This window comes from Mycolicibacterium chlorophenolicum (assembly GCF_001044235.1).
Classification (GTDB): domain Bacteria; phylum Actinomycetota; class Actinomycetes; order Mycobacteriales; family Mycobacteriaceae; genus Mycobacterium; species Mycobacterium chlorophenolicum.
The window spans coordinates 20,567-33,590 of the sequence record NZ_JYNL01000054.1 but is presented as its reverse complement, the minus strand read 5'-3'; the positions used below and the strand labels follow the sequence as shown (position 1 = coordinate 33,590).

The 13,024-nt window shown below is 69.8% G+C and carries 13 protein-coding genes and 2 pseudogenes; 6 read left to right on the top strand and 9 right to left on the bottom strand.

Annotated elements, in window-relative coordinates; genetic code table 11:
- Positions 1-71: 71 nt before the first annotated feature.
- Positions 72-902: a universal stress protein gene (locus MCHLDSM_RS20920; protein WP_048471840.1), complete on the bottom strand. Its 831-nt coding sequence runs from the start codon at positions 900-902 to the stop codon at positions 72-74.
- A gap of 74 nt (positions 903-976) precedes the next feature.
- On the opposite strand from MCHLDSM_RS20920, the pseudogene MCHLDSM_RS20915 reads away from it, so the two are divergent.
- Both MCHLDSM_RS20915 and MCHLDSM_RS20910 read left to right on the top strand, forming a co-directional pair.
- Positions 977-1,432, top strand: a pseudogene (locus tag MCHLDSM_RS20915) (rhodanese-like domain-containing protein); the annotation flags it as partial.
- 23 nt (positions 1,433-1,455) lie between these two features.
- Positions 1,456-1,848: a DUF302 domain-containing protein gene (locus tag MCHLDSM_RS20910; protein WP_048471839.1), complete on the top strand. Its 393-nt coding sequence runs from the start codon at positions 1,456-1,458 to the stop codon at positions 1,846-1,848.
- Here the strand turns inward: MCHLDSM_RS20910 and MCHLDSM_RS20905 are convergent, their stop codons facing one another.
- From MCHLDSM_RS20905 to MCHLDSM_RS20870, 8 genes are all read right to left on the bottom strand, one after another.
- Entirely contained in the window at positions 1,849-2,850 is a 1,002-nt protein-coding gene (locus tag MCHLDSM_RS20905) for a zinc-binding alcohol dehydrogenase family protein (protein WP_407661946.1), read from the bottom strand. It abuts the gene before it with no gap.
- A 24-nt stretch (positions 2,851-2,874) separates the two neighbouring features.
- Complete coding sequence (locus MCHLDSM_RS20900; protein ID WP_048471837.1) at positions 2,875-4,503, bottom strand: GAF domain-containing sensor histidine kinase; 1,629 nt, start codon at positions 4,501-4,503, stop codon at positions 2,875-2,877.
- Positions 4,504-4,648: 145 nt separating this feature from the next.
- Positions 4,649-4,900, bottom strand: a complete 252-nt coding sequence (locus tag MCHLDSM_RS20895; RefSeq protein ID WP_048471836.1) for an acyl carrier protein — start codon at positions 4,898-4,900, stop codon at positions 4,649-4,651.
- 8 nt (positions 4,901-4,908) lie between these two features.
- Positions 4,909-6,144 carry a dihydrolipoamide acetyltransferase family protein gene (locus tag MCHLDSM_RS20890; protein WP_048471835.1) on the bottom strand — a complete coding sequence of 412 codons (1,236 nt, stop codon included), beginning with the start codon at positions 6,142-6,144 and terminating at the stop codon, positions 4,909-4,911.
- Positions 6,141-7,121 (bottom strand): alpha-ketoacid dehydrogenase subunit beta, encoded by a 981-nt coding sequence (locus MCHLDSM_RS20885; protein WP_048471834.1) that lies wholly within the window; start codon positions 7,119-7,121, stop codon positions 6,141-6,143. Before MCHLDSM_RS20885 ends, MCHLDSM_RS20890 begins: the two co-directional genes overlap by 4 nt.
- On the bottom strand, positions 7,118-8,092 hold the full coding sequence (pdhA, locus tag MCHLDSM_RS20880; RefSeq protein ID WP_048471833.1) for a pyruvate dehydrogenase (acetyl-transferring) E1 component subunit alpha: 975 nt from the start codon (positions 8,090-8,092) through the stop codon (positions 7,118-7,120). Before pdhA ends, MCHLDSM_RS20885 begins: the two co-directional genes overlap by 4 nt.
- Positions 8,089-9,873 (bottom strand): acetate--CoA ligase, encoded by a 1,785-nt coding sequence (acsA, locus tag MCHLDSM_RS20875; RefSeq protein ID WP_048471832.1) that lies wholly within the window; start codon positions 9,871-9,873, stop codon positions 8,089-8,091. The genes pdhA and acsA overlap by 4 nt, the downstream gene beginning before the upstream one ends.
- A complete protein-coding gene (locus MCHLDSM_RS20870; protein ID WP_048471831.1) occupies positions 9,870-10,130 on the bottom strand; it encodes a hypothetical protein in 261 nt (86 codons plus the stop codon). Before MCHLDSM_RS20870 ends, acsA begins: the two co-directional genes overlap by 4 nt.
- A gap of 159 nt (positions 10,131-10,289) precedes the next feature.
- On the opposite strand from MCHLDSM_RS20870, the gene MCHLDSM_RS20865 reads away from it, so the two are divergent.
- From MCHLDSM_RS20865 to MCHLDSM_RS20850, 4 genes and pseudogenes are all read left to right on the top strand, one after another.
- Complete coding sequence (locus tag MCHLDSM_RS20865) at positions 10,290-10,712, top strand: nitroreductase family deazaflavin-dependent oxidoreductase (protein ID WP_048471830.1); 423 nt, start codon at positions 10,290-10,292, stop codon at positions 10,710-10,712.
- Positions 10,709-11,836, top strand: a complete 1,128-nt coding sequence (locus MCHLDSM_RS20860; protein ID WP_048471829.1) for an Rv2629 family ribosome hibernation factor — start codon at positions 10,709-10,711, stop codon at positions 11,834-11,836. The genes MCHLDSM_RS20865 and MCHLDSM_RS20860 overlap by 4 nt, the downstream gene beginning before the upstream one ends.
- A gap of 16 nt (positions 11,837-11,852) precedes the next feature.
- Positions 11,853-12,499, top strand: a pseudogene (locus MCHLDSM_RS20855) (dienelactone hydrolase family protein); the annotation flags it as partial.
- Between the two features lie 79 nt (positions 12,500-12,578).
- The gene (locus tag MCHLDSM_RS20850) at positions 12,579-13,013 is read left to right on the top strand and encodes a CBS domain-containing protein (protein WP_048471899.1); all 435 of its coding nucleotides are present in this window, start codon (positions 12,579-12,581) and stop codon (positions 13,011-13,013) included.
- Positions 13,014-13,024 lie beyond the last annotated feature (11 nt).

Below are 13,024 nucleotides of genomic sequence, written 5' to 3'. Positions count from 1 at the left end.
GCCGACGAACCGCTACAGGAGGCCTTGGTCACCGGCGGGGATGGCACAACGACACCGGAATCTCGCAGGTGTCAGGGCCGAACCACCGTCACCGGAACGTCGACCGACTGCACCACCGTCGAACTCACCGACCCGAGCATCATGCCGGCGAACCCACCGCGGCCGTGGCTACCGACCACCACCAACTGCGCGCGCTGCGACTCCACGATCAACCACCGCGCGGGCGCGTCGTATTCGAGCCGGCGACGCACCCGGACATCGGGGTAGTGCTCCTGCCATCCGGCGAGACGTTCGGCGAGCACCTCGGCGGCCGACTCCTCATGTGCGCTCCACTGGGCGCTCTCGTACGGCAGCGCGGCGATGTCCGACCAGGCATGCACCGCAACGAGATCCACGCCGCGCACGGCCGCCTCGTCGAAGGCCAGCGCCGTCGCCGCCTCCGAGGCGCGCGAGCCGTCGATACCGACCACGACGGGTGACGCCGGGGCAGGCAACCGGCCGTACCGGCTGTGCGCCACGGTGACCGGGCAGTGCGCCTGATGCAGCAGACCGGTGCTGACCGAACCCATCAGCAGCCGGCCCAGTGCGCCGCGGCCCCGGCTGCCGACCACCACCATCCGCGCCTGCCGGGACACCGCGACGAGCGTAGGCAGCACCGTGCCGCAGCGGAGTTCGCAGCCGATGTCCGGAACACGGGCGGGATCGGAGTCGGCGAGCACCAGCGCGCGGGCATGCGCCAGGGCGCCTTCGGCGTTCTCCCGCTCGCCCCCCGCGACGGCGGGCGGCACCACGGTCATCAGCGTGATCGGAACGCCGTGCCGGCGGGCCTCGTCAGCGGCCCAGCAGACGGCGGTACCCGACTCCTGGGACCCGTCGATCCCGACGAGGATGCCGTAGTCCATGCCAGTCAACGCTAGGACGGCGGCGCGCCAGGTTTTAGGGCCGTTGGTCCCGCTTCTGCGAACGTGGCTGCCCGGGCTCGTACAACGTTCCGCTCGATCTGCTGCGCGAGCACCGCGACGAGATCCCCTCGCACGTCGACGACGACGTGGTGCTGGTGTGCCGGTCGGGCCAGCGGGCCGCCCAGGCAGAGGAGACGCTGCGCCGGGCCGGACTGTCGAACGTCCACATTCTCACCGGCGGCATCACCGCCTGGCAGGCCGGTGGCTTCGCGGTCAAGCGCGGTGCGCAGAAGTGGGACCGCGAACGCCAGGTGCGGCTGGCCGCCGGGCTCATCGTCGCCCTCAGCGTGCTGGCGAGCCTCGTGGTGCCCGGCGCGCAGTGGGTGGCCTTCGCGATCGGGGCGGGCTTGACGTTCGCAGCGGTGACCAACACCTGCGCCATGGGCATGCTGCTCGCCCGGCTTCCGTACAACCGCGGAGCGAAATGTGATGCGCAAACCGTGGTCTCGCAGTTGGTGAGCGCGCGATAATCGCATCGACGGAAGGACGCGACATGGGATTCGCACTGTCGACCGCGCTGCACACGTCGTTCGACGACGCGCTCGCGCGCACCCGAGAGGCACTCGCGGAACAGGGCTTCGGCGTGTTGACCGAGATCGACATGCAGGCGACGCTGAAAGCCAAGCTCGGTGAGGACATGGAGCAGTACGTGATCCTCGGTGCATGCAATCCGCCGCTGGCTCACCGGGCCGTCGAGATCGACCGCCAGATCGGGCTGCTGTTGCCGTGCAACGTGGTCGTACGCGCCGATCCCGGCGCCGACGGCGACGTGCTCGTCGAGGCGATGGATCCGCAGGTGCTCGTCGACGTCAGCGGCGAAGCCGAGTTGCGGCCCGTCGCCGACGAGGTGGCCGCCAAGCTGCGGGCCGCGATCGACTCGCTCTAGTCACACCAGCAGGACGGCGGCTCCGGCGATGCGCCCCGAACTCAGATCCTCCAGCGCCACGTCGGCCTGATCAAGCCGGTATTCCGGGGTGGTCACCTCGATCCGGTGCCGCCCGGCGAACTCGAGGAACTCGCGCGCATCGGCTCTGGTGTTGGAGGTGACCGACCGCACCTGCCGTTCCTGGAACAGGTGCGTCTGGTAGTTCAGCGGCGGAATGTCGCTGAGGTGGATACCGGCGATCGCCAGCGTTCCCCCGCGGTCGAGCGCCTCCAGGGCGGGCAGCACCAGGTCCCCGACCGGCGCGAAAAGTATTGCCGCGTCGAGTTTCACGGGAGGAGCGTCGGCCGCGCCCTGCGCCGAGGCCGCCCCGAGCGCCAACGCCAGCTCACGGGCGCTCTCACCGCGCGTCATCACGTGCACCTCGGCACCCCGCGCCAGCGCCACCTGCGCGGTGATGTGGGCGCTGCCGCCGAATCCGTAGATGCCCAGGCGGCCCCCGGCGGGCAGGTCGGCCCGCGTCAGCGAGCGGTACCCGATGATGCCCGCGCACAACAGCGGCGCCAACTCGCTGTCGGAATACCCCTCGGGCAGGCGATGCACGAAATCAGCAGGCGCGGTCACGAATTCGGCGTAACCACCATCGGCGTCCCACCCGGTGTACTGCGACTCGGGACACAGGTTCTCCTGCCCCCGCAGGCAAAACCGGCAGTGCCCGCAGGTGTGCCGCAGCCATGCCACCCCCACCCAGTCGCCGGTCCTGAACTCCTCTCCCGCGTCCGGACCGAGCGCCACGACCTCGCCCACCACCTCGTGGCCGGGGGTGACGTGGGGTCGGTGCACAGGCAGATCACCTTCGGTGACGTGCAGGTCGGTGCGGCACACCCCGCACGCTTGCACGGCGATCAGCAGCTCGCCCGCCGCGGGCTCAGGGACATCGGCGCTGACGAGTTCGAGCGGACCCGTGCGCACCGGACCGGGGGTGCGGACCCGCCATGCGCGCATCGACGACGTCATGTCCGGAGTCTGTCAGATGTCGGAGAGCGGAGCGCTCCACGTCACGCACGTGCCGCCCTCCGGCGGTGAGGTAATCGCAAGATCCCCACCGGCGCTGTGCGCACGACGGGCCAGGTTCGCCAGACCGCTGCGCCGCTGGTTGTCCACGGGTATTCCGTGCCCGTCGTCGGTCACCTCGACACGCAGGTCGTCGCCGACGGCAACCTCCACCGTGACCGCGTGCGCACCGGAGTGGCGGACGGCGTTGCTGAGCGCTTCGACGACGACGGCTTCGGCGTGATCGGACAGGGTCTCCGGCACCACGCTCATCGGCCCCGACATGATCAGCGTGGCGCCGATCTCGCGGTCCTCGGTGAGACATGCGACGGCGTCCTGGATGCGCTTGGCGAATCCCCCGTGCGCTTCCAGCGGATGCCCGAGGTCGAAGATCGTCGAGCGGATGTCGTTGATGACGGCCTGCAATTCGTCGACCGAGCGCGTCAGCCGGCCGGCCAGCTCGGGTGAGCGCAGCCGGGCGATGACGCCTTGGAGATCCATGCCGACGGCGAACACCCGCTGGATCACCTGATCGTGCAGATCGCTGGCGATCCGCTCCCGGTCGGCGAGCATGGCCAGCTCGGTGCTCGACCGCCGGGCCCGCGCGATCGTCAAGGCGATCGTCGCGTGATTGGCGAAATCCTGCACCAGCTCGAGGTGGCTCTCGTCGAAGCGGGGCGCCGTCGCGTCTCGCGCCACCGCGATGACGCCGAGGGTGTCGTCGTCCGAACGCAGGGGCACGACGACCACCGACCGCTCGCCGAGCTCGGTGAAAGCCTGGATCCGACGTCTGAAAGTCTCCGTGATCACCGGTTCCCCGGATAGGAACACCGCACCCGTCGTCGAGCCTTCGACCGGAATATGTTGTCCCAGAACGTCATCGGCGTATCGTCCGGAAGCCGCGGAGATCACCAGCGTGTCGACCGACGCCGCCGTCTGGGCCGGGTCGCTCGGCACCAGTACGATCACCTGTTCGGCGCGGGCCAGGTGGCGCGCGCGGCTGGCGATGAGATGCAGGGGCCGCACCTGCGGATCCGAGTCCGAGAGCAGCGCAGCGGTGATCTCCCGGCTGGCCGCGGTCCAGCGCGCGGCCTCACGCACCTGATCGATCAGCCGCGCGTTGTCGATGGCGACCGCCGCGATCGACGCCAGCGCACGCCCGGTGGCTTCGTCGTCCTCGGTGAACGCGCGGCCGGGACGGTCATCGGCGAAGTAGAGACCGCCGTACGGTTCGCCTCGGATGACGATCGGCACGCCCAGGAACGCCCGCATGTCCGGGTGGTGCTGCGGAAATCCCGCCGATTCGGGATGCTCGCCGAGATCGGCGATACGCACGGGCTCCGGATGTTCACGCAGCAGCCCGAGCAAGCCCTTACCCGCGGGCAGATGGCCGATCATGCCGACGGCGTGATCATCCATCCCGTCGTGGACGAACGAGGCGAGCATGCCGTCGGCATCCCAGACGCCGATGGCGCCGAACCGCGCCCGGGTCATCACCATCGCCGCACGGACGAACCGTTGCAGCGTGCCGTCGAGGTCGAGGTGCGGATCGAGATCAGATCCGATCTCGAGGGCCACCTGTAACAGCGACGGGTCGGTGTTCACTGGTGATCGAAACCTCCGATGCGACCGGGCGACGGCGCGCGGAGGCGTCGTTCACCGGTCACGTCGAGTGTCCTCCTCCGCGCAGACACGAACAAGCGATCCCGCTGGGAACTTGCCGTGGATGCGACGAAGGGGTCGTTCGGGATCAGAACGCGGCTTTGGCCTCGACGTAGTGCACGAGGTCGTCGAGCGTGCGCAACCGCTGATAGTCGGCCTCGGGGATGTCCACCTCGAATCTCTTGTGAATGCCGAGAAGGAAATTCAGCCAGTCCATCGAGTCCAGATCCACCTGGTCGCGCAGCAGCACGTCGTCGCTGATCTCGTCGGGCTCGACCTCCGGCGCGATCGCGGTCAGCACCGAGAGCACGTCATCGCGGATCTCGTGGGTGGTCTTCATGGCGTGCCTCAGTTCTCGAGCAGATCGGGTTGTTGGAGGAGGTCGTTGACCGCGGAAAGGAACAGCGCGCCGCGGTGGCCGTCACTGGCGCGGTGATCGGCGGCCAGGCTCGCGTACACCGTCGTCGCGATCCGGATTCCGCCGTCGAGGGCGCGGACTCGCTGGGCGGGTCTGCCGAACCCGACCAGCGCCACCTGCGGCGGGTAGATGACGCCGAACACCGAGTCGACGCCCTGGTCGCCGAGGTTCGTCACGGTGATGGTGGGGTCCGACATCTCCGAGCTGCGCAGCGATCCGGCGCGGGCCCGCGCGACGAGGTCGCTCAGGTCGGCCATCAGCTCGTCGAGCTTCTTGCCTGCCACATCGTGGATCGCGGGCGCGACCAGACCACCACCGCGCAGCGAGATCGCCACCCCGACGTGCACGGCGTCGCCGGGCGCGAAGCCGGTGTCGCGCCAGAACCCGTTGAACTCCCCGAACCGGTGCGCGGCCAGCGCGACGGCCTTGAGGTACAGCACCGCCGGCAGTACCCGCTCGGTGATGGAGCGCGCCGCGTTGCGCTCGGCGAGCCAGCTCAGCGCCGGGTCGAGGACGATCTCGTCGGCCAGGTAGTAGTGCGGGATCTCGCGCTTGGACCTGCTCATCGCTGCCGCGATCGACTTGCGCATCTCCGCACCGCGGCGGGCGGCGACCTCCTTGGCCGACACCGCTGGGGCAGGCGCCACCGGCACCACCTCCGGGGCGGCGGCCTGCACGTGCGCGGCGGCGTGTTCGACATCGCTGATGACCACGGCACCCTGCGGGCCGGTACCGGTGAGCGACTCGACGTCGACACCCAGGGACACGGCCAGCCGACGGGCCGCCGGGGACACCCACCGGCGATGGTGCGGGCCGGCCGATGGTGGTGGTGGCGGCGGCGGTTGCGGAGCAGCGACGCTCGGAGCAGGCGCGGCGACGGCCGTCACCGGCGCCGGGACGCGCTCCGCGGGCCGTTCCGCGGGCGCCTCACCGGGGGCGAGCAACGTGGCCAACGGCGTTCCGACCGAGACGGTCTGCCCGACGGGCACGAGCAGTTCGCCGACCACGCCTTCCTGCCAGCATTCGATCTCCACGGCGGCCTTGGTGGTCTCCACGACCGCGACGATCTGGCCGCGCGAGACGGTGTCGCCCGGCTTGACCAGCCACTCGTTCAACGTGCCCTCGTCCATGTCGGCGCCCAGGGCCGGCATCGCGAACTCGATCATGCCGGCTGTCCCAGAACATTTTTCACCGTGGACACGATCGTCTCGGGCTGCGGCAACGCGGCCTGCTCGAGGTGCTTGGCGTACGGGATCGGCACCTCGGCGGTGCAGACCCGCGCGACCGGGGCGTCGAGGTCGTAGAACGCGTTCTCCATGATCTGCGCGCTGACCTCGCCCGCGAGACTGCCTGTGCGCCAGCCCTCGTCGACGACGACCGCGCGATGGGTACGGCGGACCGACTCGACGAACGTGTCGGTGTCCAGCGGGCGCAACGAACGCAGGTCGATCACCTCACAGTCGATACCGCCCAGCGAGAGCTCGTCGGCGGCGTCGAGGACCTTGGGCAGGCAGCCGCCGTAGGTGATCACCGTGACGTCAGACCCGGCGCGGCGGATCGCCGCCCCCGAGATATCAGTCGGCCCCAGGGTTTCCACGTCGGCGGAGACGTTGTAGAGCTGCACGTGTTCGAAGATCACCACCGGGTCGGGGTCGGCCAGCGCGGCGCCGAGCATGCCGTAGGCATCCTCGACCGTCGCCGGGGCCACCACCTTGATGCCCGGGATGTGGGCGAACCAGCACTCCAGGCTGTGCGAATGCTGCGCGGCGAGTTGACGTCCCGCGCCGGTGGCCATCCGGACCACCAGCGGCACCGAGAACTGACCGCCCGACATGTGGCGCAGCGCCGCAGCGGTGTTCACGATCTGATCGAGCGCGAGCAGGCTGAAGTTGACGGTCATCACCTCGACGATGGGCCGCAGGCCGCCCAGCGCGGCGCCGATGCCGACACCGACGAAGCCCAGTTCCGACAGCGGGGTGTCGCGGATGCGGTCCGGGCCGAATTCGGCCAGCAGCCCTTTGGACGCGGCGTAGGTTCCGCCGTAGGCGCCGACGTCCTCCCCCATCAGCAGCACCCGGTCGTCGGCAGTCATCGCGTCGCGGATCGCGTCGTGCACGGCGGTCCGGTAGGTGGTCTTGGTCATCGGAGCGCCTCCGCCGGGGTCAGGACGTCACGGGTCAGATCGTCGACGGGTTCCCATGTGCCCGCCTCCGCATAGGCCACAGCGCCGGCAACTTCGTCCTCGGCGGCCGCGCGGATGTCGGCGACGTCGTCCTCGCTGAGCGCGCCGGCGGCGACGCACCGCTCGGTGAAGGCGCGGATCGGATCCCGCTCCTTGGCGTGCTCGACCTCCTCCTTCGAGCGGTACAACTCGGGGTCGAACATCGAATGCGGCCGGAAGCGGTAGGTGCGGAACTCCAGGAAGAACGGGCCGCCCCCGCTGCGGACGTGGTACGCCCCTTCCTCGGCGGCGGCCCGGCAGGCCAGCACGTCCATGCCGTCGGCGGCCAGCGCCGGGATGCGGTAGGACGCCGCCTTCTCGGTCATGTCGGTCTGCGCCTGCTCGTGGGCGAGTTCGGTGCCCATCGCGTAGTAGTTGTTCTCGCAGCAGAACAGCACGGGCAAGTGCCACAGCGCGGCCAGGTTCATCGACTCGTGGAAGGCCCCTTCCGCGACCGCGCCTTCGCCGAAATAGCAAGCGGTGACGCGAGATCGGCCCAGCTGCGCGTCGGCCAGCGCCAGGCCCACCGCCAGCGGCAGCCCGCCGCCGACGATGGCGTTGCCGCCGTAGAAGCGGGTCCGCGCGTCGAACAGATGCATCGAGCCGCCCCGGCCGCGCGAGCACCCCTCCTGCTTGCCGAACATCTCGGCCATGATGTTGGTCATCGGGATGCCCCGCAGCAGCGCGTGGGCGTGGTCGCGGTAGGTGGCCACCACCGCGTCCTCGGCCTCCAGGGCGCGCAGCGACCCGGCGGCGACAGCCTCCTCGCCGACGTACAGGTGCAGGAAGCCGCGAATCTTGGCCGCGCTGTAGAGCTCGGCGCACTTCTCCTCCATGAGCCGCACCCGGATCATGTCGGACAGCAGCGGGGTGGCGACATCGCGGTCGATCATGAGGCGGTCTCCATCGTGGAGGTGTCACCCTCGGGCAGACCGAGTTCACGCGCCTTGAGCAGCCGCCTCATGATCTTTCCGCTACGGGTGTGGGGCAGTGCGTCGGTGAACTCGATGACCTTGGGCGCCACCGCGGCTCCGAGTCGCTTGCGGGCGTGTGCCATCAGCGAGCGCATCGTGTCGTCGTCGGCCGGGTAGCCGTCCTTGAGGGCGACGAACGCCTTGACCACCTCGCCGACGGTGGGGTCGGGCACGCCGATCACGGCCGCCTCGGCGACCGCGGGATGGTCGGTGAGCGCGTTCTCCACCTCGAACGGACCGATCAGGTGGCCGGCGGATTTGATGACGTCGTCGGCGCGGCCGACGAACCAGTAGTAACCGTCGGCATCGCGCTTGACCAGGTCACCGGTCAAATACAGACCGTCCGCGAAGCTGTTGCGGTACCGCTGCTCGGCATGCAGATAGGTCCGGAACATCGACGGCCAGCCCGGTGTGAGCGCGAGTTCGCCTTCGACGTCGGGTTCGTCGATGACCGACACCGTGCCGTCGTCGTGGCGGCGCACCACGCACGCGGTGACCCCGGGCAGCGGCCGCCCCATCGAGCCGGGCTTGATGTCGAACGCCGGCGTGTTGGCGATCATGATTCCGCCGGTCTCCGTCTGCCACCAGTTGTCGTGGATCGGCAGACCCAGCACGCGCTTGCCCCACCACACCGCCTCGGCGTTCAGCGGCTCTCCGACACTCGCCACGAAACGCAAACGGGGAAAACGGAACTGGGCCGCCAACTCCGGCCCCGCCTTGATCAGCATCCGGATGGCCGTCGGCGCGGTGTACCAGACCGTCACGCCCTGACTTGCCAGGATGCGGTACCAGCGCTCCGCGTCGAAGTCCGCCTCGTCGACGATCGACGTGACACCGTGCAGAAGCGGCGCGATCACCCCGTAGGACATCCCGGTGACCCATCCGGGATCTGCTGTGCACCAATAGATGTCGTCGGCGTGCAGATCGAGGGCGTACAGTCCGGTCACGTAGTGCATCGTGACGGCGCCGTGCACGTGCAGCGCGCCCTTCGGGGTGCCGGTGGTTCCGCTGGTGAAGTGCAGCAGGGCCGGGTCGTCGGCTGTGGTGTGGGTGATCGGCGCCTGATCGGAGGCCGCATCCATGCAGCGCCAGAAGCTCAGTGTGCCGGGCTCGTCACCGTCTGCGATGCCGTCGTCGATGAGCAGAACGTGGGTGAGCGAGGGCAGCTGGTCGCGGATCTTGGCCACCTTGCGCACATAATGCGCACGGGTGGTCACCAGCACCTCGGCCTCCCCGAGGGACAGGCGGGTGGCGATCGGCTCGGGACCGAACGCGGAGAACAGCGGGGAGACCACGCTGCCGTTGCGCAGCGCACCCATGATCGTCACGTAGAGTTCCGGGCTTCGGCTCATCATCGTGAACACCCGATCGCCCTTGCCGACCCCCAACTCCCGCAGCACATTCGTGAAACACCGCGCGAGCCGGGCCAGTTCGGCGTAGCTCAGCTCGCGGGTGGCCAGGTCGCCGTCCCAACCCCCGGCGGCGACGAACCGCAGCGCGGTGTGCGAGGCCATCGGTCCGTGCGCGTGGCGGTCGACGGCCGCGTAGGCGATGTTGCACCCGCCGTCGGCCATACCGGCACACACGCGGGGGGCCGTCGCCCAGCTGAACGCGGCGCGCGTGCCGTCGTAGTCGGTGAAGTTCGGGTGAACGCGCCAGTCGTCGTCGGTCTTGCGGATCAGCGACGTCGCCGCGGTCATCGCCGGCGCGCGTTCACGGGAAGCGTGCCGGCGCGGACGGCCACCGAGATGTTGTCCATGACGCGGTCGAGCAGGTCCCGGTAGGCCGACCCGTCGTCATGCAGTGCGCGGTAGCCGCGGTGGCGCAGGAACACGTCGAGCCGGCGGTCCAGCGGCCAGTCCGCGTAGGTCCGGCCGGCGAACTCCGACGACAGGAACTCCCAGGCGATGTCGTCGAGTGCGGCCGCGGGCGTGTCGAGGGGTTCCGTCGGTGTCATGGCAGGTCCTTTCGGCAGGCGTCGGAGCCCATCGTTTGTCACCGCCCCGGCCGGAAATAGAGACCAAGGTCACACGCTGGTCGACCGGTGCCCTAAGTCCCCGGGCGCAGAGTCCGCTCGGCTCTGTGACGAGACCGGTCACGGCCCCACCATGAGCACATGCCCGCCATCACCGAGCCCGCCCGCGACGCCGTACGGCAATTCAACAAACATGTACTGAACCCGGCGATGCTGCTGGTCGCGGGCCGTACGCACTGGTACGCGGCGGTGATCCGCCACACCGGGCGCCGTACCGGCAGGTCCTACGCGACGCCGGTGGTGGCCGAGCGCACGCCCGACGGCGTCCTCATCCCGCTGCCGTACGGCGCCGGGGTCGACTGGTTGCGCAACGTGATGGCAGCCGGCCGGGCCACGGTGACCGTCCACGGCGAGTCCCTCGACCTCGTCGACCCGCACGTCGTCGACGCCGCGATCGCGGCGCCGCAGCTGTCGGCGCATCGACGACGTGCCTTCGAGCGCTTCGGCATCGACCACTTCGCCGCGCTCACGGTGGCGACCCCTTCGAAAAGAGGACGACCATGACCACTGAGCACCTCCGCGCCCTCGCCGGCGCGCCGGGCCCGTTCGTGTCGCTGTATCTCGACGGCACCGGAGACACCCGGGACGACGCGGCGCGGTGGGGCGCCATCCGTGAGCACCTGGAGGACTGTCGCGTCTCCGGCCGCACGATCGAGGCGGTCGAGCGGGCGGTGTTGACCCACCAGCCCCGACAGCATCGGCGCGGGCATGCGGTCATCGCGGGTGGGGAGGGGGTGCTCGTCGACGAGCCGCTCGTCAGCCCTCCGTCGGTGACCGTGTTGCGGGTTTCCGACTATCCCTACGTCCTGCCGCTGCTCAGCGCGGAGGCGGCACGACCGCCGTACCTCTTTGCGGCGGTCGACCACCTGGGCGCCGACCTGACGGTGCACCGCGATCGTGCCGTCGACCACGAGACCGTTCAGGGCGAAGGCTTCCCTGTCCACAAGCCTGCCAGCGCGGGCTGGAAAGGCTGGGGCGACATGCAGCACAGCACCGAGGAGGCGGTGCGGATGAACGTGCGGGCCATCGTCGACCGGATCACCGAACTGGCCGACCGAACCCGTGCCGAACTCGTGTTCGTCTGCGGCGAGGTCCGGTCCCGGTCGGATGTGCTGTCAGAACTGCCGCACCGCATCGCCACCCGCGTCGTCTCACTTCCTGCCCGCGCGGAGGGCGGTCGCGCTGACGAGCGGGAGTTCGCCGATCTGCTCGACACCGAAATCGCCCGGCGCAGTCGCGACCGGGTCGCGATGGTCGTGGCCCGGTACCAGTCGGAGACCGGGCGCGAGTCGGGTCTGGCCGTGCAGGGGCTGCCTGCGGTCTGCACGGCGCTGCGAGACGGCGCGGTGGAGACCCTGATCATCGGCGACCTCGGAAACGCGACGCTCGTCACCGGCGACGACCCGACCGCGGTCGCGCCGGACGCCGACGCCCTCTCGCAGTTCGGCGAGGCGCCGCGCCGGGTCGCCCTGGCCGACGAGGTCCTGCCGTTCGTCGCCATCGCCACCGACGCGGCGGTGGTGATCGCCGACCAGGACCTCGCCGTTGCCGACGGGGTCGCCGCCGTGCTGCGCTACCCGCAGACCGACGCCCTGTCGACGATCACCGACCACGCCGAGAATCGGTAGGACGCTGATGCAACGCCGCGACGAGGACGTCGAGGTCCGGGTCGCGGGTGCGACGGTGGCCGGTCACCTGACCGTCCCCGCAGACGCGCTGGGGGTCGTGGTCTTCGCCCACGGCAGCGGCAGCAGCCGGCACAGTCCGCGCAACCGCCACGTCGCCGAGGTGCTCAACCAGGCGGGCATCGCCACGCTCCTGTTCGATCTGCTGACACCCGACGAGGAGCGAAATCGGGCCAATGTCTTCGACATCGGGCTGCTGGCGTCCCGACTGGTCGACGTCACCCTGTGGCTGGCCGGTCAGCCGGACACCAGGACGCTACGGGTCGGCTATTTCGGCGCCAGCACCGGCGGCGGCGCCGCTGTGGCCGCCGCGGCCGATCCCCGCGTGGCGGTCTCGGCCGTGGTGTCTCGCGGCGGCCGGCCTGACCTCACCGGCTCGGCGCTGTCACGCATCACCGCGCCGACCCTGCTGATCGTCGGGGGCCGCGACCTCGACGTGCTGGATCTCAACCGGCGGGCCCAACAGGCGATGGAGGCCGCCGACTGCACAGTGGCCGTCGTCCCCGGCGCCACTCATCTGTTCGAGGAGCCGGGCGCCCTGGAAAGGGTGGCCGTGTTGGCGAGGGACTGGTTCGTCGACCATCTGACGGCAAGGGTCCAACTGCCCTAGACCCTCATGGCCGGCCGGCCGACCATGAGACAGACGAGGCGCACGCCCAGCGCTCCGGTACCGGAGGAGAACACCGTGACCACTGCCCGAGACATCATGCATGCCGGCGCCACCTGCGTCGGAGAACACGAGACATTGACCGCCGCGGCGCGGCACATGGCCGAACTGGGGGTCGGGGCACTACCGATCTGCGGGGACGACCAGCGGCTGCACGGAATGATCACCGATCGCGACATTGTGATCAAATGCCTTGCGGCGGGCCATGATCCCGACACGGTCACCGCCGGCGAGCTCGCGCAGGGGCTCACCTATCACGTCGATGCAGACGACGGGATCGACGACATGCTCAACGTCATGGAGGAGCACCAGGTCCGCCGGCTACCCGTGATCGACGATCACCGCCTCGTCGGAATCGTCAGCGAGGCCGACATCGCCAGGCATCTGCCGGAGCACGCCATCGTCAGCTTCGTCAGAGCAATCTGTTCTCCGAAGTCGATCACCAGCCACTGACCAGAACTGAC